This is a genomic window from Alteripontixanthobacter muriae (assembly GCF_013336795.1).
Taxonomy (GTDB): Bacteria; Pseudomonadota; Alphaproteobacteria; order Sphingomonadales; family Sphingomonadaceae; genus Pseudopontixanthobacter; species Pseudopontixanthobacter muriae.
Genome location: NZ_JAAFZT010000022.1, coordinates 99880 through 122288, shown reverse-complemented (window position 1 = coordinate 122288; position 22409 = coordinate 99880). Strand labels below are relative to the sequence as shown.

At 62.3% G+C, this 22409-nt stretch carries 24 protein-coding genes and 1 tRNA gene; 7 read left to right on the top strand and 18 right to left on the bottom strand.

What is annotated here, in order from left to right; genetic code table 11:
- Positions 1 to 7: 7 nt before the first annotated feature.
- From G7A66_RS07975 to trmD, 4 genes are all read right to left on the bottom strand, one after another.
- A complete protein-coding gene (locus G7A66_RS07975; protein WP_174295221.1) occupies positions 8 to 1033 on the bottom strand; it encodes an aspartate-semialdehyde dehydrogenase in 1026 nt (341 codons plus the stop codon).
- A gap of 99 nt (positions 1034 to 1132) precedes the next feature.
- On the bottom strand, positions 1133 to 3337 hold the full coding sequence (locus G7A66_RS07970) for a S9 family peptidase (protein WP_232366743.1): 2205 nt from the start codon (positions 3335 to 3337) through the stop codon (positions 1133 to 1135).
- A 230-nt stretch (positions 3338 to 3567) separates the two neighbouring features.
- Entirely contained in the window at positions 3568 to 3945 is a 378-nt protein-coding gene (rplS, locus tag G7A66_RS07965; protein WP_170004671.1) for a 50S ribosomal protein L19, read from the bottom strand.
- Positions 3942 to 4688, bottom strand: a complete 747-nt coding sequence (gene trmD / locus G7A66_RS07960; protein ID WP_174295152.1) for a tRNA (guanosine(37)-N1)-methyltransferase TrmD — start codon at positions 4686 to 4688, stop codon at positions 3942 to 3944. The genes rplS and trmD overlap by 4 nt, the downstream gene beginning before the upstream one ends.
- Positions 4689 to 4728: 40 nt before the next feature.
- Here trmD and G7A66_RS07955 point away from each other — a divergent pair, with 40 nt between their 5' ends.
- Complete coding sequence (locus G7A66_RS07955) at positions 4729 to 5682, top strand: NAD(P)/FAD-dependent oxidoreductase (RefSeq protein WP_174295151.1); 954 nt, start codon at positions 4729 to 4731, stop codon at positions 5680 to 5682.
- 7 nt (positions 5683 to 5689) lie between these two features.
- Here the strand turns inward: G7A66_RS07955 and rimM are convergent, their stop codons facing one another.
- The 5 genes from rimM to G7A66_RS07930 form a co-directional block, all read right to left on the bottom strand.
- On the bottom strand, positions 5690 to 6163 hold the full coding sequence (gene rimM, locus G7A66_RS07950) for a ribosome maturation factor RimM (protein WP_174295220.1): 474 nt from the start codon (positions 6161 to 6163) through the stop codon (positions 5690 to 5692).
- Positions 6164 to 6189: 26 nt separating this feature from the next.
- Complete coding sequence (gene rpsP / locus G7A66_RS07945; RefSeq protein WP_174295150.1) at positions 6190 to 6687, bottom strand: 30S ribosomal protein S16; 498 nt, start codon at positions 6685 to 6687, stop codon at positions 6190 to 6192.
- 32 nt (positions 6688 to 6719) lie between these two features.
- Entirely contained in the window at positions 6720 to 8186 is a 1467-nt protein-coding gene (ffh, locus tag G7A66_RS07940; RefSeq protein ID WP_174295149.1) for a signal recognition particle protein, read from the bottom strand.
- A gap of 157 nt (positions 8187 to 8343) precedes the next feature.
- A tRNA-Ala gene (locus G7A66_RS07935) sits at positions 8344 to 8419 on the bottom strand.
- 141 nt (positions 8420 to 8560) lie between these two features.
- Positions 8561 to 8890 carry a TIGR02300 family protein gene (locus G7A66_RS07930; protein ID WP_174295148.1) on the bottom strand — a complete coding sequence of 110 codons (330 nt, stop codon included), beginning with the start codon at positions 8888 to 8890 and terminating at the stop codon, positions 8561 to 8563.
- Between the two features lie 318 nt (positions 8891 to 9208).
- On the opposite strand from G7A66_RS07930, the gene aroA reads away from it, so the two are divergent.
- From aroA to gloB, 5 genes are all read left to right on the top strand, one after another.
- Entirely contained in the window at positions 9209 to 10513 is a 1305-nt protein-coding gene (gene aroA, locus G7A66_RS07925; RefSeq protein ID WP_174295147.1) for a 3-phosphoshikimate 1-carboxyvinyltransferase, read from the top strand.
- Positions 10510 to 10794: a CBU_0592 family membrane protein gene (locus G7A66_RS07920; RefSeq protein WP_232366741.1), complete on the top strand. Its 285-nt coding sequence runs from the start codon at positions 10510 to 10512 to the stop codon at positions 10792 to 10794. The genes aroA and G7A66_RS07920 overlap by 4 nt, the downstream gene beginning before the upstream one ends.
- Complete coding sequence (gene cmk, locus G7A66_RS07915) at positions 10791 to 11414, top strand: (d)CMP kinase (protein ID WP_174295146.1); 624 nt, start codon at positions 10791 to 10793, stop codon at positions 11412 to 11414. The genes G7A66_RS07920 and cmk overlap by 4 nt, the downstream gene beginning before the upstream one ends.
- Positions 11415 to 11703: 289 nt before the next feature.
- Positions 11704 to 13410 (top strand): 30S ribosomal protein S1, encoded by a 1707-nt coding sequence (gene rpsA, locus G7A66_RS07910; RefSeq protein ID WP_174295145.1) that lies wholly within the window; start codon positions 11704 to 11706, stop codon positions 13408 to 13410.
- A gap of 101 nt (positions 13411 to 13511) precedes the next feature.
- Complete coding sequence (gene gloB, locus G7A66_RS07905; protein WP_174295144.1) at positions 13512 to 14276, top strand: hydroxyacylglutathione hydrolase; 765 nt, start codon at positions 13512 to 13514, stop codon at positions 14274 to 14276.
- Here the strand turns inward: gloB and G7A66_RS07900 are convergent.
- The 9 genes from G7A66_RS07900 to G7A66_RS07860 all read right to left on the bottom strand — a co-directional run bounded on the left by G7A66_RS07900 (position 14273) and on the right by G7A66_RS07860 (position 21713).
- The gene (locus G7A66_RS07900) at positions 14273 to 14902 is read right to left on the bottom strand and encodes a flavodoxin family protein (RefSeq protein WP_232366740.1); all 630 of its coding nucleotides are present in this window, start codon (positions 14900 to 14902) and stop codon (positions 14273 to 14275) included. The two genes, gloB and G7A66_RS07900, sit on opposite strands and share 4 nt — an antisense overlap.
- Positions 14903 to 14981: 79 nt before the next feature.
- Positions 14982 to 15551: a F0F1 ATP synthase subunit B family protein gene (locus G7A66_RS07895; RefSeq protein ID WP_174295142.1), complete on the bottom strand. Its 570-nt coding sequence runs from the start codon at positions 15549 to 15551 to the stop codon at positions 14982 to 14984.
- Positions 15544 to 16038 carry a F0F1 ATP synthase subunit B family protein gene (locus G7A66_RS07890; RefSeq protein WP_174295141.1) on the bottom strand — a complete coding sequence of 165 codons (495 nt, stop codon included), beginning with the start codon at positions 16036 to 16038 and terminating at the stop codon, positions 15544 to 15546. Before G7A66_RS07890 ends, G7A66_RS07895 begins: the two co-directional genes overlap by 8 nt.
- Positions 16039 to 16118: 80 nt before the next feature.
- Positions 16119 to 16346: a F0F1 ATP synthase subunit C gene (locus G7A66_RS07885; RefSeq protein WP_174295140.1), complete on the bottom strand. Its 228-nt coding sequence runs from the start codon at positions 16344 to 16346 to the stop codon at positions 16119 to 16121.
- Positions 16347 to 16392: 46 nt separating this feature from the next.
- The gene (locus tag G7A66_RS07880) at positions 16393 to 17181 is read right to left on the bottom strand and encodes a F0F1 ATP synthase subunit A (RefSeq protein ID WP_332310518.1); all 789 of its coding nucleotides are present in this window, start codon (positions 17179 to 17181) and stop codon (positions 16393 to 16395) included.
- 61 nt (positions 17182 to 17242) lie between these two features.
- The gene (locus G7A66_RS07875) at positions 17243 to 17569 is read right to left on the bottom strand and encodes an AtpZ/AtpI family protein (RefSeq protein ID WP_174295139.1); all 327 of its coding nucleotides are present in this window, start codon (positions 17567 to 17569) and stop codon (positions 17243 to 17245) included.
- Between the two features lie 232 nt (positions 17570 to 17801).
- Positions 17802 to 18218 (bottom strand): YdbL family protein, encoded by a 417-nt coding sequence (locus G7A66_RS07870; RefSeq protein ID WP_174295138.1) that lies wholly within the window; start codon positions 18216 to 18218, stop codon positions 17802 to 17804.
- 43 nt (positions 18219 to 18261) lie between these two features.
- On the bottom strand, positions 18262 to 18477 hold the full coding sequence (locus G7A66_RS07865; protein WP_174295137.1) for a YnbE family lipoprotein: 216 nt from the start codon (positions 18475 to 18477) through the stop codon (positions 18262 to 18264).
- Positions 18474 to 21713 (bottom strand): YdbH domain-containing protein, encoded by a 3240-nt coding sequence (locus G7A66_RS07860; RefSeq protein ID WP_174295136.1) that lies wholly within the window; start codon positions 21711 to 21713, stop codon positions 18474 to 18476. The genes G7A66_RS07865 and G7A66_RS07860 overlap by 4 nt, the downstream gene beginning before the upstream one ends.
- A 99-nt stretch (positions 21714 to 21812) precedes the next feature.
- Between G7A66_RS07860 and G7A66_RS07855 the strand changes: the two genes are divergently transcribed.
- Positions 21813 to 22409 (top strand): JAB domain-containing protein (locus G7A66_RS07855; protein WP_232366751.1); only part of this gene is annotated, 597 nt, incomplete at its 3' end.

Genomic DNA, 22409 nt, shown 5'->3' with positions numbered 1-22409 from the left:
CTGTCCCTCAACCCTTCTTCAGGTGGCGGCGGCCGAGCAGTTCCGCGATCTGCACCGCATTGAGCGCAGCGCCCTTCCGCAGATTGTCGGAAACGCACCATAAGACGATGCCGTTCTCCACGGTCGGATCGTCGCGCACGCGGCTCACATAAGTCGCGCTGTCACCGGCACATTCGACTGGGGTAACGTATCCGCCGTCCTCACGCTTGTCGACCAACATGATGCCGGGTGCCTCGCGCAGGATGTTCTGCGCGGTCATGGCGTCAATTTCGTTCGCGAATTCGAGGTTGATCGCCTCGGAATGGCCGACGAAGACCGGCACCCGAACGCAGGTGGCGCTGACCTTGATCTTCGGATCGAGGATCTTCTTGGTCTCGACCACCATCTTCCATTCCTCTTTCGTCGATCCGTCATCCAGGAAGGAATCGATGTGGGGAATGACGTTAAAGGCGATCTGCTTGGTGAACTTGGTCGGTTCGACGCTGTCGCCGACGAAGATGGCCCGGCTCTGTTCGAACAATTCGTCCATGCCCGATTTGCCCGCACCGGAAACCGACTGATAGGTCGACACCACGCAGCGCGTGATGGTGGCGGCATCGTGCAGGGGTTTCAGCGCCACGACCATCTGCGCGGTGGAGCAATTGGGGTTGGCGATGATGTTGCGCTTGGCATATCCGTCGATCGCATCCGGGTTCACCTCGGGCACGATCAGCGGCACGTCCGGGTCCATGCGGTAAAGCGAGGAATTGTCGATGACGACGCAGCCTGCCGCCGCGGCCTTGGGCGCATAGGTGCGCGCTGCGTCCGAGCCTGCGGCGAACAGGGCGATGTCCCAACCGGCGAAGTCGAAATGTTCGATATTGCGACATTTCAGCATCTTGCCGGTGTCGCCGAATTCTACCTCGGTGTTGTGGCTACGCGCGCTGGCTACTGCCGCCACTTCGTCACAGGGGAACTCCCGCTCGGCCAGAATGGCCATGATTTCCCGCCCGACATTGCCGGTGGCACCTACGACGACAACGCGATAACCCAACTCGTTTCTCCAGACCTTGTGCGCCCCGCTGGCGCTTTCGTTCAGGGACATAGGCGCTGGACCGCGCAGTTGTAACCCCGGCGGCCCAGTCCGATGCGCTCAGTCGGCGGTGCTGTCCGGCCCGACGCCGTTCCTCTCGAGGAATGCCATGATGCTGTTCCACAGATGCAGGCTGATCTTCGGCCCGCCGACCGAATGGGTCTGGCCCGGGTAGAGCATCATTTCGAAAGGCACAGCCTCCGCCTGCATCTTCGCTATCAAGGCGCTGCTGTTTTCGAACACGACATTGTCGTCCGCCAACCCGTGAATCAGTAACAGCGGATCGGTGATGCGACCGGCTTCCTCTATCACGCCGGACACGGCATATGGTGCAGGCTCCGTCACCGGATTGCCCATGTAGCGTTCGGTGTAATGCGTGTCGTACAGATCCCATTTCGTCACCGGCGCACCGGCTATGCCGGCGGCATAAAGGCCGGGGTCCGCCTCCAGCATCCGCAGGGTCATGTACCCGCCATAGGACCAACCATAGGTGGCGATCTTGTCCGCATCGACGAAGGGCAAGGTCTTGAGGAACTCGGCACCTGCGCGCTGGTCTTCGACCTCGACGCTGCCCATCGCGCGATAGATCGGCTGCTCGAAAGCAACGCCGCGATTGGCGCTGCCGCGATTGTCCAGTTCGAACCAGATGTAGCCGGCATCGACCACGGCCTGCTCGAGGGCTCCCCGCCAGCGCCGTGTCACGACCTGCGCGTGCGGGCCGCCGTAGTGGTAGAACAGGACCGGATGCTTCTTGCCCTCGTCGCTTGCTGGCCGGACCATGCGGTAATGCAGCGTAGTTCCATCAGGCCCCTGGATAGTGCCGAACTCTGCCGGTCGGTGGCTGGCGAGAAAAGGCGCATAGGGATGATCCGCATCGATGCTGTTCTCGGCGATCCAGGCGAGCCGGTTCCCGCTTGTATCGGCGAGATAGCTTTGGGGCGGCTGGGTGTTATTGGACCGCTGCACGATCAACGTTCGCCCGGCGCTGTCCATGTCCGCCGTGTTCACGAACTCCGGATCGCTGAGGCGCTGGATATTGGCGGGTGCAGCAAGATCGAGGGCATAGACCTGTGTTGCCAGCACGTCGTCCTTCGTCGCAGTGAAGAAGACGCGGCCCGCTGCCTCGTCCACCCCGACGAGGTCGGTCACCATCCAGTCGCCCGTGGTAAGCTGGCGCATGTCACCGTCGCTGAAATGGTAGAGATGGCCGAAACCGTCCCTCTCCGACCACCAGATGAGCGAGCCGTCCTTGAGGAACCGGTAATTGTCGGTCAGATTGATCCAGCTTCGCGGTGCGCTTTCTTCGGTGAACAGAATCCGCGACGCGCCGGTCGCCGGATCGACAGCCAGCATATCTAGGCGGGTCTGTTCGCGGTTCTGGCGCTGGACGTAGAGAGTGCGGCCATCCGGTGCCCAATCGGCCCGGGCCAGATAGATATCGCGTTCGTCGCCCAGATCGACCTGCACCCGATCACCCCCAACGGGGTTCATGACGAAGAGGGCGATGTCGACATTGTCCGTTCCCGCAAGGGGGTAGCGCTGCTCGAAGGTCTCGGTGCCTTCCGCTCCGATCGCGGCGCGGGTGACGGTCGCGACAGGCGCTTCGTCGAATCGGGCAACCGCGATGCGCGTATCGTCGGGGCTCCACCAATAGCCGGTGCGGCGGCCGATTTCCTCCTGCGCGACAAATTCAGCTTCGCCCCAATGCACGGTATCTGCTGTTTCTGGCGGAGTGATGGCGACAGGCTCAGCGGCACCAAGCTGGCCGACAAAAAGGCTGCCATCGCGCACGAAGGATACATATCGGCCACGGGGGCTGAGCGCCGGATTGAGTTCGCCAGCTTCGGTATCCGTCAGGCGGCGAACGCTGCCATCCAGTGCTGCGTAATGGAGGTCCCCCTCCACCGGCACCAGCAGCCCCTCGCCATCAGCCGCCCACTCATAGGTGACGATGCCCTTCAGGCTGCCGATCCGCAGCCTCTCGCGCTGCATCTTTTCCGCTTCGGACAATGCACGGCCGGATCCCAGCTTATCGCTGTCGACCAGCATCCGCCAATCTTCCGTCTCGCGGTCATAGGCCCAGAGATCGTAGCGCTCGCGATCGGTTTCGCGGTTCCGCAGCAGCGTCAGGTATCGTCCATCCGGCGACAGCTTCACCCCGCGCGGCGCAGTGCCGTCGAGGGAGGGGCTGGCAAAAACGCGCGCAAAGTCCAGTTCGCCCACAGCGGTGGCCGGGGCGGATGGGGCATCGGGTCGGTCGGACATGGGCGTTTCCTGCGCAGATAGGGGTTGCCCGAAAGCCATGAGCGCACACGGCAGGGCGCAGGCAGCGGCAAGCAGATGATGTTTGTGGATCGGCATGAATTAGAGTCCCGAAGAGAACGGCTGAAGCGGGCGCATGGGCCAGAGAGCGTCCTAACAAGAAAAAGGCGCCCCAGCCATAAAGCCGGGACGCCCCTTTTTCAAACCGCTGCAGACAAGCGGCGGCCGGTTGCTCAGCTACCCTTGGGCGCGTTGTCGCGGCGTTCCGCGATACGCGCACGCTTGCCGGTGCGGCCGCGCAGATAATACAGCTTGGCACGGCGGACGATACCGCGGCGCACGACCGTCAGGCTGTCGATGATGGGCGAGTAGAGCGGGAACACACGCTCCACGCCTTCGCCGAAGCTCATCTTGCGGACGGTGAAGTTGCTGCCCATGCCGCGATTGGAGCGGGCGATGACAACGCCTTCGAAATTCTGGACACGTTCGCGCGTGCCTTCGACAACGCGCACACCGACGCGAACGGTATCGCCAGCGCGGAATTCGGGGATTTCCTTGCCCGCAGAAAGGGCGCCGATTGCTTCGGCTTCGAGGGTCTGGATCAGATTCACTGGTCCGCTTCCTTATCTTCATGCCGCACGCCAGAGGCAGGTCGGGCCCGAACGCCACCATGACGTTCCCAAAGGTCCGGCCTGCGTAACCGAGTATGATCTTCGGACATGGCCTTGCGCCAGCCTGCGATCTTCGCATGATCCCCCGATCGCAGCACTTCGGGGATCGTGCGCCCTTCCCATTCCACCGGGCGGGTATATTGCGGATGTTCAAGCAACCCTTCCTCGAAGGATTCCTCAACACCGCTGGAAGCCGCGCCCATTACGCCTGGAAGCAGGCGAATGCAAGCATCCAGTATCGACAGGGCCGCCATCTCGCCACCCGACAGGACGATGTCGGCTAGCGAAACCTCCTCGACGGGCCGCGCTTCAAAGATCCTTTCGTCGAAACCTTCGAACCGACCGCAGAGTAACGTCACCCCCGGCCCCTGCACCAGCGAGCGAATTCTTTTCTGGGTAATCGGCTGCCCCCGGGGCGTCATGGCGAGGACCGGCGCATCCGGTTGCCGCTGCATGGCATGGTCAATTGCCGCGCCGAGCACGTCCGCTTTCAGCACCATGCCCGCGCCGCCACCTGCTGGCGTATCGTCGACAGTGCGGTGCCGGTCGCTTGCGAAATCGCGGATCTGCACTGTATCGATCGTCCAGCGCCCATCCTCCAGCGCCCGACCGGCAAGCGAATGGCCGAGAGGACCGGGGAACATTTCCGGGTAGAGCGTTAGAACGGTTGCGGCAAAGGACATGGGCACGCCATGGCCCGCAGGAAAGGGATTTGGCAAGTTCATGAGCGTGAAATTGAACGGTGAAGGCGAAACGCGTTACGGCGAAGTGGACGATTGCGTCATCATCGGCGCCGGTCCGGCGGGATTGACGGCGGCAATCTATCTGGCGCGGTTCCACCTTTCCATCCGCATGTTCGATTGCGGAACATCGCGCGCGGCGCTGATCCCACGGACGCACAACCATGCCGGCTTTCCCGGCGGCATCAAGGGCACTGCCCTGCTGGCGCTGATGCAGGAGCAGGCGGCCGAATTCGGCGCTGTTCACGAGGAAAAGCGCGTTGAAAACCTCAAAAAAGTTGGCGATCTCTTCGAAGTCACGACCGAGGAACGCACCGTGAAAACCCGAACCGTGCTGATCGCGACCGGCGTTTTCAATCATCATCCGCCCGGGATGCCAAACGATCTGCACGATGCGGCGCTGGAACGAGGACTGCTGCGTTATTGCCCGATCTGCGATGGATATGAGGTGACGGACCAGAAGGTTGCAATCATCGGCACGGGCGATCACGGCACGGCGGAGGCGCTGTTCCTGCGCGGTTACACCAGCGACCTTACCCTGATTTCACCTGATGGCGAGCACGATCTCGACAAGTCCTGCAACGCAAAGCTGGATGAAGCAGGTATCGTTCGGAAATCAGGCCCATGTGGCAGCTACGCGATCGAAGGGGGCAGGCTGGCTGTCGAAACCGCCGAGGGTATGCTGAGTTTCGACAGCGTCTATCCGGCGCTGGGCTCTCACATCCGGTCCGAACTGGCGGTCGAAGTCGGCGTGAAGGCATCGGAGGACGGATGCCTGGACGTCGATGAACATCAGCGCACCAGCGTGGAGGGCTTGTTCGCTGCGGGCGATGTCGTGAAAGGTCTGGACCAGATCAGCCATGCCATGGGCGCGGCGGGTGTCGCCGCAACCACGATCCGGAACTACCTTGCCGACAAATACACGCTCTATCGTTGAGCGGCGGTTAGTCCGCGTCAGCGTAAGCCGTATCGATCACCAGCCGCTCGCTATCCCAAGACGGTATAGCTTCGGCGGTCATCGGCACCATGAAGCGCTTACCGCCCGGGCGCTCCACCTCGACGATGTCCGTCGCGCCGAAGTTCTCCACCGCCACGACAGCGCCAATAGCAGCGCCATCCGGCGTCTGCACGGGAAGGCCGAGCAGATCGGCGTGGTAATATTCGCCCTCGTCCAGTGCGGGCATTTCTTCGCGCGGTACTGTCAGGACCGTTCCGCGCAAGGCCTCGGCGCCATTGCGATCAGTCACTTCGGCAAAGCGGGCGACCGCCCCGCCCTTGTTGTCGCTGCGGATCTTCTTCAGCGTCAATGCACCAGCGTTGAAGGCGCGGAAAGCCTTGAGACTCTCCACGCCTTCACCGAACAGCTTCAGGCGAACCTCGCCCGTGATGCCATGCGCGCCGGTTACGGCGGCCAGCATCACGGGCTCGTTTCGTGACAAGGCGTTCAGCCTTCCGTCTTGGCTTCGTCCGCCGTTTCGGCGGTCTCGACAGCGGCGTTCTCTTCGCCAGCGGTCGTATCGGCTGCGGTTTCGGCCGGAGCTTCCTCTTCCTTGGCGGGAGCGTTCTTGGCTTCTTCTTCGGCAGCCTTCAGCGCTTCAGCGGCTTCGGCAGCCTTGGTGGCGCGTTCTTCGGCACGTTCCGTCGCCTTTTCGCCCGGCTTGCCCTTGTTGGGGTTGCTCCGGGCGTCACGCTCACGAATGCCGGCAGCATCGAGGAAACGCAGCACGCGGTCGCTGGGCTGCGCCCCGACGCCGAGCCAGTAGCGGGCACGGTCTTCGTTCAGCTGAACGCGCTTCTCGTCATCCTTGGCCAGCAGCGGATTATAGGTGCCGATCTGCTCGAGATACTTGCCGTCGCGCGGCGCACGGTTGTCGGCAGCGACGATACGGTAATAGGGGCGCTTCTTCGCGCCACCGCGGGAAAGACGGATTGCAATTGCCATGGATTATACCTTTCTGAATGAGATAACTGAATTTACTTGTTCTTGTTGTTCAAAAGATTTTGAAGTTCAGGCGGAATATCGCCGCCGCCAGGGCCACCGAGGCCCGGCAAACCGCCGCCTCCCGGCCCGCCGAGACCGGGCATCGCTGCGCCCATCCCGCCCTTGCCGAACAGCGCGCCAAGGCCCTTCAACCCGCCCATCTTGCGGATCTGCTTCATCGCCTTGCTCATTTCCTGATGCATCTTGAGCAAACGGTTCAGATCCTGCACCTGAAGGCCAGAACCTGCGGCCACGCGGCGCTTGCGCTTGGCGTTCAATATCGCGGGATTGGCACGCTCTTTCGCGGTCATCGACCCGATGAGCGCATCCATATGCACGAGCACCTTGTCGTCCATACCGCTCTGCTGCAGGGCGGCCTTGGCCTTCTTCATGCCCGGCATCATTCCGGCAAGCATGCCCAGACCGCCCATGTTCTGCATCTGGCGAAGCTGGGTGCGCAGATCGTTGAGGTCGAACTGCCCCTTCGACATGCGGCGGGCGAGTTCCTCGGCCTCTTCCGCCTTGACCGCCGTGGCAGCGCGTTCGACCAGGCTGACGACATCGCCCATGCCAAGGATGCGATTGGCAACCCGGCTGGGGTGGAAGGCCTCGAGCGCATCAAGCTTCTCGCCCGTACCGGCAAACTTGATCGGCCTACCTGTTACGGCCCGCATGGACAGGGCGGCACCGCCGCGCGCATCGCCGTCCATCCGGGTCAGGATGACGCCGGTAAGGTCGACCTCGCCCGAGAAATTCTGCGCGACGTTCACAGCGTCCTGACCGGTGAGCGAATCGACCACCAGCAGCGTTTCCGTCGGCGTGGAGACAGCGGACACCGCCTTCATCTCCGCCATCAACGCTTCGTCGACATGCAGACGGCCTGCCGTGTCCAGCAGCAGCACGTCCGCCGCCTGCAATTTGGCCGATTCGAGGGCGCGTCGCGCAATATCTACCGGTTGCTGACCCACGACGATCGGCAGTGTCGCGACGCCGGTCTGTTCGCCCAGCACTGCCAGCTGTTCCTGCGCGGCGGGGCGATTGACGTCCAGCGACGCCATCAGCGCCTTCTTGCCATGCTTCTCGCGAATATACTTCGCCAGCTTGGCCGTGGTGGTCGTCTTGCCCGACCCCTGCAGGCCGACCATCATGATGACGACCGGCGGCTTCGCCTCGAGCATCAGATCGACGTGGCCTTCGCCGCCGAGCATCTCGACCAGTTCGTCATTGACGATCTTGACGACCTGCTGGCCGGGCGTGACCGATTTCAGCACGTCCTGGCCGATGGCCTTTTCCGTCACCGCATCGATGAAGCGGCGCACGACAGGCAAGGCGACATCAGCCTCCAGCAAGGCAATGCGCACTTCGCGCATGGCAGCGCGGACGTCCTCTTCACGAAGCGCACCGCGCCCGCGCAACTTGTCGAAAACGCCGCCAAGGCGATCGGAAAGGGAATCGAACATCGCTTACACTCCCGTCCGGCCTGATCGGCCCTTCCGGCCGACCCGGCCCATGCGGCGCAAAACGCCAAAAACGCCAGCGGACGAAACCTCGTCGGCTGGCGCGCGGCCATCTGGCCGGCTGCAATCTGTAACCATCACCTTCATAACACGAAAATGATGGTGGAGCCTAGCGGGATCGAACCGCTGACCTCCTGCATGCCATGCAGGCGCTCTCCCAGCTGAGCTAAGGCCCCATTCGTCCGTGCCCGACCTGCGTTGAAGCCGCCGGGCGCTGACTGGATGGGCCGTTTATGGCCGGCGGGCCGGAATGGCAAGGCTCTTTTTCGCCTCCGCATTCCGGACTGGCCATGCAACGGACCACCCGATTGGCGAAATCAGCTTTCGGGTTCCTCGTCGTCACCCTTGCCCTTGCTGACACCAAGATCGTCATCGCCGCCGAGATCGACATCATTGTCCGGCGAATCATCGTCCTCGTCGATATCGTCCAGATCGTCATCGGCGAGATCCGTATCGGATTCGGTATCCTCGTCCTTCTTCTTTTCCGTATCCTCGAACGGGATCGGCTGCTTGGACTTCAGAACCGGCTCGGGGTTCCAGTCCTCGCCGCATTCGATGCACTTTACAGGCTCGTCATTGCCGAGATCGTAGAAGCGGGTGCCGCATTTCGGGCACGTACGCTTCGTACCCCATTCAGGCTTGACCATTGCATTTCCTCGATAGGTAAGCCCGCAAAGACGGCGGGCAGTAATTTGTAAGATCCCGATGTGGCGCGAAGCCGTCCGCAGTCAAGGACAACCGTGCCAGTCAGCAGGAAACCCTTAGGCTGCGGACCGGAGAGGCATCGCCGCCGGTGCAGCCATCGGGCGCCGGCGCGCCTTGCCATAGGGGCCGCCCCCTGTCAAAAGCCGCGCGTTCCCGCCCTGCACCCGCGCGCTGCACCACCCTCTGCTTGTCCGAAAGCCGCTCACTTGTCTGCCTTTCCTCAATTGCCCACGCCGCACCGCTTTGCGCCCGCTGGGTCGTTGCGCGGAGAGATTTGTGTGCCGGGCGACAAGTCGATCAGCCACCGCGCGCTGATTTTCGCAGCTCTCGCGATAGGCGAAAGCCGCATCTCCGGTATGCTCGAAGGAGAAGACGTGCTCGCCACCGCCGGAGCCCTGCGGGCCATGGGGGCCACGATCGAGCGGCAGAGCGATGGCGAATGGCGCGTCCATGGTGTGGGCGTGGGCGGATTGCTCCAGCCTGCCGGCGCGCTCGACATGGGGAACAGCGGGACCTCCACGCGGCTGCTGATGGGGCTGGTCGCAAGCCACGGCATCAGTGCGACCTTCATCGGCGATTCCAGCCTGTCACGGCGCCCCATGGAGCGGGTGACCGCGCCGCTCTCGGCCATGGGCGCCGATTTCACCGTCAGCCCCGGCACGACCCTGCCGATCATGATGCGCGGCCTCTGCCCCGCAGTGCCGATCCGCTATCGACTGCCGGTCGCCAGCGCACAGGTCAAAAGCGCGATCCTGCTGGCCGGGCTGAACACGCCAGGCGTCACCACGATTGTCGAACCCGTCCCCACGCGCGACCATACCGAAAGAATGCTGCGGGGATTCGGTGCGCCTATCGAAATTACCGAAGAGAACGGCGAGCGCATCATTCGTCTGCAGGGTGAATGCGATCTGGCGCCGCAGTCGCTGGAAGTTCCCGGTGATCCATCCTCGGCAGCGTTCTTCATCGTCGCCGCCCTTATCGTCGCCGGCAGCGATTTGACGATCGGCAATGTCGGTATGAACGACACCCGCACCGGCCTCATAACCGTACTCCGGAGCATGGGCGGATCGATAGAGGAACTGAACCGGCGGGAGGTCGGAGGCGAACCGGTGGCCGATCTTCGCGTCCGCCATTCGGCGCTACGGGGCACCAGCGTCGACCCTGCCCTCGCTCCTTCGATGATCGATGAATTCCCGGCCCTGTTCGTCGCGGCATCGGTGGCGCAAGGGCGTACGATCACGAGCGGGCTGGAGGAACTGCGGGTCAAGGAATCGGACAGGCTCTCGGTCATGGCGGCAGCACTCAAGATTGCCGGGGCTGATGTGGCCGAAACACCCGATGGCCTGACGATCGACGGCACCGGCGGCGAACCCCTGCGCGGCACTCCGGCAGACGGTGAGCCTTGCGTCACCCATCTCGACCACCGGATCGCAATGAGCATGGCAGTGGCGGGACTCTTCAGCCGCAACGGAGTCGCAATCGACGATACGCGCCCGATCGCCACCAGCTTCCCCACTTTCATGCCGCTGCTCAACCAGGCAACGAGCCAGGGCAGCACGGCATGACACCAATTCCGATCATGCATTCCGACCTTGCAAACATCGTCGGCTTCGCGGGCATGGTGCTCATCGTGGCAGCTTACGCCTATGTCACCGCGGCGAAGCAGCCCAATCCTTTCATTCTGCATGCCACCAACCTCGTCGGTGCCGCCCTGCTCGCCTTGTCGCTGCTGGTGAATACCAACCTGCCTTCCCTCGTTCTGGAAGGTGTCTGGGCCAGCGTGGCAATTTGGGGGCTGGTGAAGGCATTCCGCACGAAGCGCCGGAACAGGACCGAAAGCCCATGATCATCGCAGTCGACGGCCCTACCGCTTCGGGCAAGGGTACCATAGCCAAGGCGATTGCCGCTCATTTCGGCCTGCCGCATCTCGACACCGGTCTGCTATACCGTGCGGTCGGCTGGCAGGTCGCGGCAAATGGCGGCGATGCCGATTGCGAGGCTGATGCACTGGTAGCCGTGAAATTTGCCGATGACCTTCTGCAGAACCCGGAGCTTCGCCGCGAGGCGACAGGTGCCCTTGCCAGCCGAGTCTCTATTCATCCAGCGGTGCGCAGCGCGCTTTTCGACCGGCAGCGCGAATTCGCCACGCAGGACGGCGGCGCAGTGCTGGACGGGCGCGACATCGGAACAATCATCGCGCCGGAGGCCGAGGTAAAGCTGTTCGTGACCGCCAGTGTCGAAGCGCGCGCGCATCGCCGCTATCTCGAAATGCGCGATAGCGGGGTGGAGGTAACCCTGGACGACATAGAAAGCGACCTGCGCCGCCGGGACGAACGCGACCGCAACCGCAAGGAAGCGCCCTTGGTCCCGGCCCCCGACGCTTTGGTTCTCGATACCACAGCGCTCGGCAAGGATGAGGCAATCGCGGAGGCCATATCGGCGGTCGAGCACTCCCGCACTCGCTGACGAAGACTATGCGTTCGAATGGCGCGTTTTACTTGCTATCATGAGCCATGCAGGCTATGCGCCCGCCCGTTCGACATACCGAATGGTTATGGTCGAAGGCAGCTTTCGAGCATGACAGGTTTTCGCAAAAGGCGCTTCACCGCCTGCCGAACCGGCCCGTTCCGCCCTCGCCAGCCCCGGTTTGTCAAACCCCTCTCGCGGCATTCGGCCCGGCAGGGAGATCGGCCAACAAGACCGGCGGATACAACCGCCTGGCCGGACAAAACGTGAAGTCAGGATCAACACCAACATGGCATCTACCGCCAACCCCACGCGCTCCGATTTCGAAGCGCTCCTTAACGAACAACTCGGCAATGCCGATGACGGCGGCTTCGAAGGCCGCGTCGTCAAGGGCACCGTCACCGCCATTGAAGGCGGCGCTGCCACCATCGACGTGGGCCTCAAGAGCGAAGGCCGCATCGACCTCAAGGAATTCATGCGCGGCGAAGACGATCACGGCCTGTCGGTCGGCGATGAAGTCGAAGTCTATGTCGACCGCGTCGAAAATGCCGATGGTGAAGCGATGCTCAGCCGCGACCGCGCCCGCCGCGAAGCCGCCTGGGACAAGCTGGAAAGCGAATTCGGCGAAGGCAAGCGCGTCGATGGCCGTATCTTCGGCCGCGTAAAGGGTGGCTTCACCGTCGATCTTGATGGCGCCGTGGCCTTCCTGCCCGGCAGCCAGGTCGACATCCGCCCCGTGCGCGACGTGACCCCGCTGATGGACATGCCGCAGCCTTTCCAGATCCTCAAGATGGATCGCCGCCGCGGCAACATCGTCGTTTCGCGCCGTGCCGTTCTGGAAGAAACCCGCGCCGAACAGCGCAGCGAACTGATCAATGATCTTGCCGAAGGTCAGGTGATCGACGGCGTGGTCAAGAACATCACCGATTACGGTGCTTTCGTGGATCTGGGCGGCATCGACGGCCTGCTGCATGTCACCGACATGAGCTACAAGCGCGTCAATCACCCCAGCGAGATCATCAACATCGGTGACACAGTCACGGTCCAGATCATCCGCATCAATGCTGAAACGCAGCGCATCAGCCTCGGCATGAAGCAGCTGGAAAGCGATCCGTGGGATGGTGTCTCGGCCAAGTATCCGGTCGGCATGAAGCTGTCGGGCAATGTGACCAACATCACCGAATATGGCGCATTCGTGGAACTGGAAGCCGGCATCGAAGGCCTGGTCCATGTCTCCGAAATGAGCTGGACCAAGAAGAACGTGCACCCCGGCAAGATCGTCTCGACCTCGCAGGAAGTCGATGTGGTTGTTCTCGAAGTCGATTCGGACAAGCGCCGCATCTCGCTCGGCCTCAAGCAGGCTCAGGGCAACCCCTGGGAAGAATTTGCCGACGCACATCCGGTTGGCTCCAAGGTTTCTGGTGAAGTCAAGAATGCCACCGAATTCGGTCTGTTCATCGGACTGGACGGCGACGTCGATGGCATGGTCCACATGTCCGACATCGCTTGGGGCATTTCGGGCGAAGACGCGCTGGCTCTTCACCGCAAGGGCGAGCAGGTCGAAGCCGTCGTTCTGGATGTCGACACCGACAAGGAACGCATCAGCCTCGGCATGAAGCAGCTTGAAAAGGGTGCACCGTCCGCCGAAGGCGCGACCGGCGATGCCCTGCGCCGTGGCAGCATCGTCACCGTCACCGTGCTCGAAGTGCGCGATGGCGGCCTGGAAGTCCAGGTCGGCGAAGACGGCGCGACCGGCTTCATCAAGCGTTCGGACCTCGGCCGCGACCGTGACGAGCAGCGCCCCGACCGGTTCCAGACCGGACAGAAGGTCGATGCCATGGTCACCGGTTTCGACCGTTCGAAGAAGCCCAACTTCTCGATCAAGGCCTACCAGATCTCGGAAGAGAAGCAGGCTGTCGAACAGTACGGCTCGTCCGCATCGGGCGCATCGCTCGGCGACATTCTCGGCGAAGCGCTGAAGAAGTCCGACGGCTAAGCGGCGATCGGCATCACTGCCGATGACATGAGGAAAGGCCCGCTTGCTCCCTGGAGCAGGCGGGCCTTTCGCGTTGAGAGGAACGGCGTTACTATGCAGCCATGCTAGAGATCCACCAGTTCCCGTGCCTGTCCGACAATTACGGCTTCCTCGTCCATGACCCCGACAGCGGCGAGACAGTGTGCATCGATACGCCCGAAGCGGAAGTGATCTTGCGCGAGGCCGATGCGAAGGGCTGGACCATCACGCAGATCTGGAACACGCATTGGCACCCGGACCACGCGGGCGGGAATGAGGCAATTAAGGCCGCTACCGGCTGCAGGGTTATCGCTCCGGAAGGTGAGAAGGACAGGATAGCGGGGATCGACCGCACCGTCAGCGAGGGGGACAGCGTCACCATCGGTCATTACGAAGCGACGGTCATGGATGTTGGCGGGCATACGTCAGGTCATGTCGCCTATCATCTGCCGAAAGCGGGCGTGGCGTTCGTGGGAGATTCGGTTTTTGCGTTAGGCTGCGGACGGATGTTCGAGGGAACTCCGGAACAGTTCTGGACCAGTCTGCAGCGGATCAAGGCTCTGCCGGCAGAAACAATGTTATACTGCGCGCATGAATATACTGCGGCCAATGCCAAATTCGCTCTCCATGCCGATCCAGGCAATCAGCATCTGCAGGACTATGCTGCCGAAATTCGAGACAAGCGGACGCTGGGCAAGGCAACTGTTCCGACCCTGCTGAGGCGTGAGCTTGAGACAAACCCGTTCCTGCGGGCCGACGAGCCGGAAATGAAGGCTCGTTGGGGCGGCACGGCCTCTCACGAGACTTTTGCCGCCCTCCGGCAGGCGAAGGACAAATTCGCCGGTTAGCCGCCTGCGCCGGGATAGGTTTCGGACTTGAGCAGCCCTGCCAGATGCGCGGCGTTGGAAGCCGCCATTTTGGCAGTTTCGACGACCTTCTCCGGCGTTTTGTCCAGATCCTTGAAGTCGGTGCTGCCCATCGCCTCGCCCACCCAATAGCTGACGGCGGCAGGCGGAATCGTCCAGCCCGTATCGCTCAGCGACTGGTACAGCTGCGCCGAAAGCCAATGAGCGCCGTCTTCATTGCCGACTACGGCTGCGACTGCCACTTTCCCAAAGCTCGGCATGCGGCCGCAATCGTCTGTTTCGCCCAAAAAGGCATCCATGCGTTCGAGTACACGCTTGCCAATGGACCCTAGCTGACCCATCCAAACGGGACCGCCGAAGATCAGGATGTCGTGAGCCAAAATCTTCTCGCGGATCGCCGGCCAATCGTCTCCCTCGCCCTCGTCAGAGGTGACGCCTGGCAACACGTTGAAGTCTGCGATGCGGATGGTTTCCGTGACCGGCACGTCGAAGGATGCGAACTGTTCCTGCAACACGCCAATCATGACGTCGGTCGAGCTTTTCTCATCGCTCGACTTCTTCAGCGAACAATTGATGGCAATGGCGGAAAGGGGGGGTGTACGAGCCAAAATGTATCTCCTTCTTTCAAAGGAGAGCGCCCAAACCCGCTGATCGGTTCCGCACATTTGGCGAGAACCGATTCCTAGATCAGATGTTGGCGATCATCTCGTCGGCCAGCATCCGGTCAGCATCCGCAGTGTGGCGTTCGGCGATAAGGCGGCGCGACGCACCGGCGGCAGCGCTTGCTGCACGGGCACGCACTTCGTCCACAGCCTCACGTTCGGCTGCGGCAATCTTGTCCTGAGCCATCCGTTCGCGGCGGGCCACCATCTCGCGACCATCCGCTTCGGCTCGCTCGATGATCATCGCGGCTTCGTTGCGCGCGCTTTCCAGCATCGCTCCGGCGTCCTGCTCGGCCCCGGCGATCTTTGCCGAATATTCATCGCGCAGTGCTTCGGCTTCCGCGCGGAGGCGCTTAGCTTCATCCAGCTGATCACGAATGGCAGCGATCTTGGCGTCGAGGCCGCCTACTATCAGGGCCGGAACCTTCTTCCAGATCATGATGAGAATGAGCGCAAGCATGGCGAATGCGACGATCTGGTATGGAGCCAAGCCCCACAGTTCCGGCTCGATATGCACGCCGGCCTGTCCCGGGTCCACGACGGCGCCCACGGGTTCGTTGTCGTAATCGGCAATGATCCCTGGGGTATCAGCCATGATTCATCGCTCCCTTGACCGCGGAGCGAGCCGCGACATCGTCGATGTCGAGCCCTGCGAGCCTGCGGACAATGTCCTGCGTGGCGTCGGCGGCCACGGCTTCGATCTCTTCCAGCGCACTGCGGCGTGAATGCGCGATACGCTGCTCAGCCTCATCCGTTTCCCGGTCAATGCGTGCTTGCGCTTCTGCAAGGCGTGCCTCGTTTCGGGAGGCGCCATCAGCCTTTGCATCGGCGATGATGGCCTGAGCGGCAGCACGATTTTCGTTCTCGCGCATGCGCCAGGCCGCCTCCTCCTCATCGGCCCGGTCGCGGGCGGACTGGGCCGCAGCCAGGTCGCTGGTGATCTGCGCGTCGCGCTGACCGACAGTTTCGACCACCTTCGGCACCATGCCTCGCCCGATAACGAAGAATACGAGCCCGAAGATCACCAGCAACCAGAAAATCTGGCTGGAGTAGGTTTCTGCAAGCTGGGCAATCTGAGGCATCGGATCCGGTCCCGGCGGTTGAGGAGGAAAATAGGTCCGGCCGGGCGCTGTGTCCCGGCCGGCAGTTTCAGTTCGTCAGATCAGGCGACGAAGATCAGGATCATCGCGACGACGAAGGCCAGAAGGCCGAGAAGTTCTGCGGCGGCGAAGCCGATGAACAGACGGCCCTGCTGACCGTCGGCCGCACCCGGATTGCGCAGCGCGCCTTCCAGGTACTTGGCAAAGACGTTACCCACGCCGAGCGAGGCCAGACCGGCACCCACAGCAGCGAGACCGGCACCGAGCATGCGTGCGCTTTCTGCGTCCATTTGAAAAACTCCTTTGTAAGATATCGTGTTGTCGAAAAAGATGGGCTTAGTGAAGATTTTCCGCGTCATTGATGTACAATGCGGTCAGCAAGGCGAAAACATAGGCCTGGACCCCGGCGACCAGCAGTTCGAGTGCACAGATACCGATCATCAGGATAAAGGTTGCGCCGCCCACGAAAATGCCGGTGCCGATGCCTGCATTGGCACCGGAAATGACGAAGCTGGACAGAACCTCGAGCAGGACGTGCCCGGCCATCATGGCAACGAACAGTCGCAGGCCAAGGCTGAAAGGCCGCACCATGAAGCTGACCAGCTCGATAATGAAAATCAGCGGGATCATCGGAAGCGGCGTGCCCGCAGGTACGAACAGCGAGAAGAAGTGGAAGCCGTGCTTCGCGAAACCGACGATCAGCACGATCGAGAACGAGATGATCGCAAAGATCCCCGTCACGGTAAAGTGGCTGGTGAAGGTAAATGGGTGCAAGCCGATCACCCCGAGCGGCAGAAGGCCCAGAATATTCGCGAACAGGATGAACATGAAGAGCGAGAAGACATAGGGCAGGTACTTGCGCCCTGCCTTGCCTATATTCGCTTCCAGCATGTCGTCGACGAAGCCGGTGAAGCTTTCCACCGCCATCTGCCAGCGCCCGGGCACCAGTTCACGGCGGAGACCGCCGAGGACGAACACCGTCAGCACGATGGCGGTGATCGCCATCCAGAGCGCCGAGTTGGTGAAGGCGATATTGTACCCTGCCAGTTCCCAATTACTCGCACCGGCTAGCGGTTCGATGGTGAACTGGTGCATCGGGTCGACACTGGCCTGCTGGGCTGCCACGCTTGAAGGTCCTTAACGCCCCATGGGACTTTGTTTGTTTATCAGGGCCCCGACTCTCGCGTCAGCGAGGGTCTTCGGGCGGTCGGTTCGCCGCCGTGATGATATTCCTGAAGGCAACCACTATTCCGAGGAACAGCATCACCAACAGACCCCAAGGCGTGGTTCCGGCGAAGTAATCAATGACCCAGCCAATAACCAAACCACCGAGAATCCCGCCTAGAAGATCCGCCAGCACCCTGTTCCCGCTGCGATAATTCGCATCGGCAACCGAGGCCTTTGGCCGGTTGCGCTCCTCTTCGCGCTCTCGTGCGACTTTCAGCCGCGCTTCGAGCGCGTCGATCCGCGCATCCTCGACTATGGGTTCCCGGGCAGGCTTGTCGTCGCTCATGCCTGTTCCTTACATTGCAAGCTGGGCAACGCCAACCTTAACGCAAGAGAACCGGCACAGGCGAAAACGGCCCGCCGAGGGCGCGGTCCCCTTAGGCGGCGCAGCATGGCGAGTCAACTGCAGCACGCTCCCGGATAGAGTGTTTGCAGAGCGGCCGCAGCTTGGGCTGGGCAGCAAAATACCGCCCCCGGCCTCAAGCAGGAGCGGCACCGAGATATCACTCCTTCATGTATCAGGCGGGACAGCGGCTATCCCGCATGGGCGGCTGCGACGTGCGCGTCTGCCAGCTGCCGTCCGGCGCCTGATATTTCTCGCCTGGCGCCGTGCGCAGAATGGCGAGGCACCCGGCAGTCAGCGCATATTCCTGCAGAGTGGCATTCGCCGCCTGCGCGCGCTGCGCGTATAACGCACGACGCTTGATGTTGATGTCGTTCACGACGCGGCGCAGTTCCGCGCTTTCCTGCCCGACGATGCCAAGGTAGCCGTCCATCTTTTCGCCGACCTTTCCGGCGCTGCGGGCAGCATCGTAAGCAGGGTCGCGGGCCTGGGCATGCGCCGTGCCTGCCACCGGACCGGCCAGCATCGCGCAAGCGACCATCCCGCCGAACAGATTACGGGCGAATGAGCGGCGAAGGTCAGATAGGGTCATGGCAATCACATCCAGTTCAATTTGCGGCTGCTGCGGCGCAGGATCAGAAGATATCCGCATTCTCGTCGATCGTCGTGCCGGCATCGGCAGCAAGCCTGTATATCACTTCCTGCCTGATATTTATATTCAACTCGATCACGATCGGCTCTTCAGGCGCGTTGACCGATATGCATCCAGCAAGGGTGAGCGCCATTGCAGTGGCAGCGACGATGGGAACGGCTTTTGGCCGCAGCCCTGCTGTCGGTTTGTTGAGCCTCATGGCAGTTTCTCGCTTTCTGTGGGCTGAATATCGTCGGGCGTAATCTCGGGGATCAGATCGGGACCGTCCTCGGCGGGCGGCGGGTTCACCGTTTCTGCCTTCAGCCGTTCGCCATCGTCCGACAGCAAACCGAGTTCGCGCGGATCACGAACAAATTCGGGGTCGTAGATGGATCGGATCGTGGTAATGAGCTGATAGAAAGGCGCACGAATGTTGATGTTGAAGCGCAGCGGCAGTTCGGCGATGCGCCGGGTGATAAAATTGCTTCGCGTCCCCTCGCCCTGGGTCACGCCGTCGAAGCGGACGCGGGTCACCAGTTCGCCGGTTAGTTCACCATCCATCGCGATCCGCATTTCCGAATAGTCGATCGCCCTCAAGGCATCGAAGGCGAAGTTCGCCATCGGCGAAAGGTCTTCATATGTCAGTTCGCCGACGTAGGAAATCGTGCCGCCCGGCGGACGGGATACGAGCAAGCCGCCCTCGATTCGCCCATTTCCTGCCGCATCGAAAATGACCGGAATTCGCCCGTCGAACGTGCCGCGCGCAGCGATGTTTTCCAGTCCGAAATTCTCGACGAAGCGCGCGGCACTGAGGCCGGTGATGTCGAAGATGTACCGCCGCTCCTCCGAAATACCGAGGTTCAGGTCCACTTCGGCAAGAGTAAGAGTGCCGCCGAGGAAGGGCCAGCTTGCGCCTTCGACTGTCAGAACCTGTCCGTCGCGCAAACCGAAGGACACGGTGCCGCCGGTCACTTCGATCCCGGGATTTACCGATTGCACCGATATGCGCTGGTTGGGAGCGGTGGTCAGGCCGAGCAGGTCGGAGAACACCACCGTGCCCGATGCACCCTGCACCGGGCCGAATGCAGCCGCGAAATCGAGCGCTTCCGAGGAAAACGCTCCGGTGCTGCGCACGCCTTCGCCATTCCAGTCGAGACGCCCCGTACCGGTCACCACGCCGCGTGTATTGGCTACGACGCCAAGCGCAAGGCGGCTTAGTTGGTACGGTTGCAAATCCTCGTCGAAGACAATGCCCGGAACCGTCAGATCGGCAAAGCCGGTGCCATCCGAAAGATCATGTTCGAGCGCCACTTCGGTGACGAGGCGATCGCTCGCAGGGCTGAAAAGGTCCGCTGCCGCGACAATGCGATTCGCGCGCAGCGTCAGTGTCGCATTCCGCGCATCCAGCGGCTCGAATCTGTCGGGTTCGGCCCGGTCCTGCAACACGAACCCTGCATTATCGAGCGAAAGAGCGCCGCCCGCATAGCGCCAGTCTCCGCTGGTGCCGAGAAGGTCGAGAGGCACGTTCGCGATCGTCACGTCGGCATCGTCGAATGTCCCGCCGATGCCGCCTTCCGTTTCCAGCCGCGCCTGCAGACCGCTGATGCGAAACAGGGTCGCGGTCGCTTCCGGACCGATGGTGGCATTCACGTTCACGATGTCCAGCACGCCGGGAAAAGCGAAGCTCAGCGCGCCGCTGCTGAGGGTGATCGGCGTCGACCCGAGGCTGCCCGAAACATTCAGCGAAGGTGCTCTTGCCGCAATTTGCAGATCACCGTCGCCGCCACTCAAGATGGGCGATCCATTTTTTGGGCAGAGGGTGATCGCCCTGCCCTGCACCGTCAGATTGGCATATTGCAGCTGATCGAAACGGACATCGGTGCAATTACGCCACAAAGCCAATCTGCCGGCGGCAGAATAGGTGCCGTCGACCGGCAAGGCCAGATCGCGCACGAACCCGCCCGGCAAGGGTCCGGAAGCCTCTGCCCTGCCGGAAAATCGCAAAGCTCCGTCCGCTGCCTGCCGGATTTCGAATTGCGGCAGGGCGAGGCGGGACGAGCCAGCGGCATATTCGCGCATCGCCAGCCGCAGCACGAGGCCGCCACTTTCGCCTCGCTCCGTGCGGCCGGCGATGGACGGTATGCCCGGGCCGCTCGTAGCGAAATTGCCCGAGAACAGCGCCCTGCCATTTGGGTTGGTCCGCAGCTGCGCGCTGGATACTTGCAGCAGAGTGGCACCGCTCCCCGCACGCAGGCGAGCCTCGGGCACGATGATGGTGGTGCGCTCGTCGTTCTGACGAAGGATGGCGGAGGCGGCGAGCCTGCTGCCTGGTGCTGCTTCGGCGAGAGCGCCGCGTAATTTGCGAAGAAGCGGGCTGATCAGCGTGTCACTGGTCTGCGCGCTCAGATCGGCAATGATCCTGTCCAGCGAATCGCCGGGCCGAATGCCGTTTGCCTCGATATCGGCATTCGCCTCGACCTGAGCGAAGCCATCGCTGGCGCGAACCGTTCCTTCTGCCGTCAGCAATGCGGCGCGGATCTGCCCTGTTTGCGTTCCGCGGGCCGCCAGCGCGTAACTCGAAGTTACACGACCACCGCTCAGATCCGCTCGAACGGTTCCGGTCAGGCCGTTGAGGGAAGTCGCATCATAGCGCCCTCGCCCGGCCGCGATTCGGGTCATGACGCTGAACTGGTCGAAGGCCTCGTCCGTCGAAAGTTCTGTCCGTAACGTCGCGTCTGTAAGGCTGAGCGCCTGCGACGGACAATCAATTGCGGCAAAGCGTACAGGGCCGTTGAAGGTCAGGCCGGCCCCGGTCGATCTGATCCGGCCGAAAGCCGTGGCATCTGCGATATCGCAATCAGCCGCTTCAATTATTGGCGCGGTCGCCGCCAGTATCCCTGCAAACCCATCGTCGAGGCGGCCGGAACCTTCCGCCTTCAGACCAATCCTGCCGTAATCGGTTTCCAGCAACGCCCTTCCGTCGCGGATCGCCAGATCGATCTCCGGCAATCCGGGGGGCGCGTCGCTGTCCGGAAACAGGACACGGTCCAGACTGCCGAAGCTAAGCTGGCCGTTCCGCCAAGTCCCGTACAGACGCGGTCGCAACAGTTCGATACGGCCCAGTTCGGGGTAACCGAAGCCGTCGTAGGTCAGCGCGATTGAGACGCGTTCAACGGTCAGATCCGGTCTCTCCGGATCGCCCACGACGATGTTGCGCAATATCTGTTCGCGCCCGGCAATTTTTTCGATCTCGTAAGTCGCAGGCAGGTCCAGCGCTGCCAGCTGATCCTCGATCAGGTCGCGGGCGATCTGTTCGCGGGAGAACCACGCGAGGGCCAGCGCTGCGGCTGCCAGTATGATGATGGCGAGGCATGACCACAGGATCCACACCAGCCGGGATCGCCGGGCAGGCGCAGCATCCTCTTCGTCAAGCCTATCGTCGTCAGCCAGCGCCATGCCCCACCCACTTGCGCCGATGCCATTGCAAAGGCAATGGACCGTGCCGCCCGCGTTATGGCAGGCGTTGATTTTGGCCGATTATTGGCGGGGGAAAAATTGCCTGAAGCTGAAGACGAATCGGCGGTGCATCCCGGCAAGGGCCATCGCGCCCGCCTGCGGCAACGTCTGCTGGGCGGCGGCGCCGAAGCGCTGGCCGACTACGAGGTCCTGGAATATCTGCTGTTCGCCGGCATGAGGCAGGGCGATACGAAACCTGTCGCCAAGGCGCTGATCAAGCGGTTCGGCAGCCTCGCTGCGGTTCTGAATGCCGAGCCGGGCGCCTTGCAATCGGTGAAGGGCGTGGGCGACACGACTGCCGCAGCACTTAAAAGCGTCGCCTTGGCGGCACGGCGCATGGCGCGCGGCGAGATCGCGCAGAAGCCGTTTCTGGGTAGCTGGCAGGCGCTGATCGACTACCTCACCATCGACATGGCGCATCTGACTGTCGAACGCGTCCGCGTCCTGTTCCTCAACACGCAGAACCGCCTGGTTCTGGACCATCATGTGGGGGATGGTTCAATCGACGAAGCCGCAATTCACCCCCGTGAGGTGATCCGCCAGGCGCTGGACATCGGCGCGAGCGCGCTCATCCTCGTCCACAATCACCCGAGCGGGAACCCCGAACCGAGCCGCGCCGATATTCAGATCATCAAC

Coding starts and splice junctions, on each gene's coding strand:
- cmk (WP_174295146.1), top strand. CDS start 10,791: ATGATCATCGCAGTCGACGGCCCTACCGCTTCGGGCAAGGGTACCATA.
- G7A66_RS07895 (WP_174295142.1), bottom strand. CDS start 15,551: ATGGCTGATACCCCAGGGATCATTGCCGATTACGACAACGAACCCGTG.
- G7A66_RS07930 (WP_174295148.1), bottom strand. CDS start 8,890: ATGGTCAAGCCTGAATGGGGTACGAAGCGTACGTGCCCGAAATGCGGC.
- G7A66_RS07885 (WP_174295140.1), bottom strand. CDS start 16,346: ATGGACGCAGAAAGCGCACGCATGCTCGGTGCCGGTCTCGCTGCTGTG.
- G7A66_RS07870 (WP_174295138.1), bottom strand. CDS start 18,218: ATGACCCTATCTGACCTTCGCCGCTCATTCGCCCGTAATCTGTTCGGC.
- trmD (WP_174295152.1), bottom strand. CDS start 4,688: ATGTCCTTTGCCGCAACCGTTCTAACGCTCTACCCGGAAATGTTCCCC.
- G7A66_RS07920 (WP_232366741.1), top strand. CDS start 10,510: ATGACACCAATTCCGATCATGCATTCCGACCTTGCAAACATCGTCGGC.
- ffh (WP_174295149.1), bottom strand. CDS start 8,186: ATGTTCGATTCCCTTTCCGATCGCCTTGGCGGCGTTTTCGACAAGTTG.
- rpsA (WP_174295145.1), top strand. CDS start 11,704: ATGGCATCTACCGCCAACCCCACGCGCTCCGATTTCGAAGCGCTCCTT.
- G7A66_RS07890 (WP_174295141.1), bottom strand. CDS start 16,038: ATGCCTCAGATTGCCCAGCTTGCAGAAACCTACTCCAGCCAGATTTTC.
- G7A66_RS07970 (WP_232366743.1), bottom strand. CDS start 3,337: ATGTCCGACCGACCCGATGCCCCATCCGCCCCGGCCACCGCTGTGGGC.
- rimM (WP_174295220.1), bottom strand. CDS start 6,163: ATGCTGGCCGCCGTAACCGGCGCGCATGGCATCACGGGCGAGGTTCGC.
- rpsP (WP_174295150.1), bottom strand. CDS start 6,687: ATGGCAATTGCAATCCGTCTTTCCCGCGGTGGCGCGAAGAAGCGCCCC.
- gloB (WP_174295144.1), top strand. CDS start 13,512: ATGCTAGAGATCCACCAGTTCCCGTGCCTGTCCGACAATTACGGCTTC.
- G7A66_RS07860 (WP_174295136.1), bottom strand. CDS start 21,713: ATGGCGCTGGCTGACGACGATAGGCTTGACGAAGAGGATGCTGCGCCT.
- G7A66_RS07955 (WP_174295151.1), top strand. CDS start 4,729: ATGAGCGTGAAATTGAACGGTGAAGGCGAAACGCGTTACGGCGAAGTG.
- G7A66_RS07865 (WP_174295137.1), bottom strand. CDS start 18,477: ATGAGGCTCAACAAACCGACAGCAGGGCTGCGGCCAAAAGCCGTTCCC.
- G7A66_RS07875 (WP_174295139.1), bottom strand. CDS start 17,569: ATGAGCGACGACAAGCCTGCCCGGGAACCCATAGTCGAGGATGCGCGG.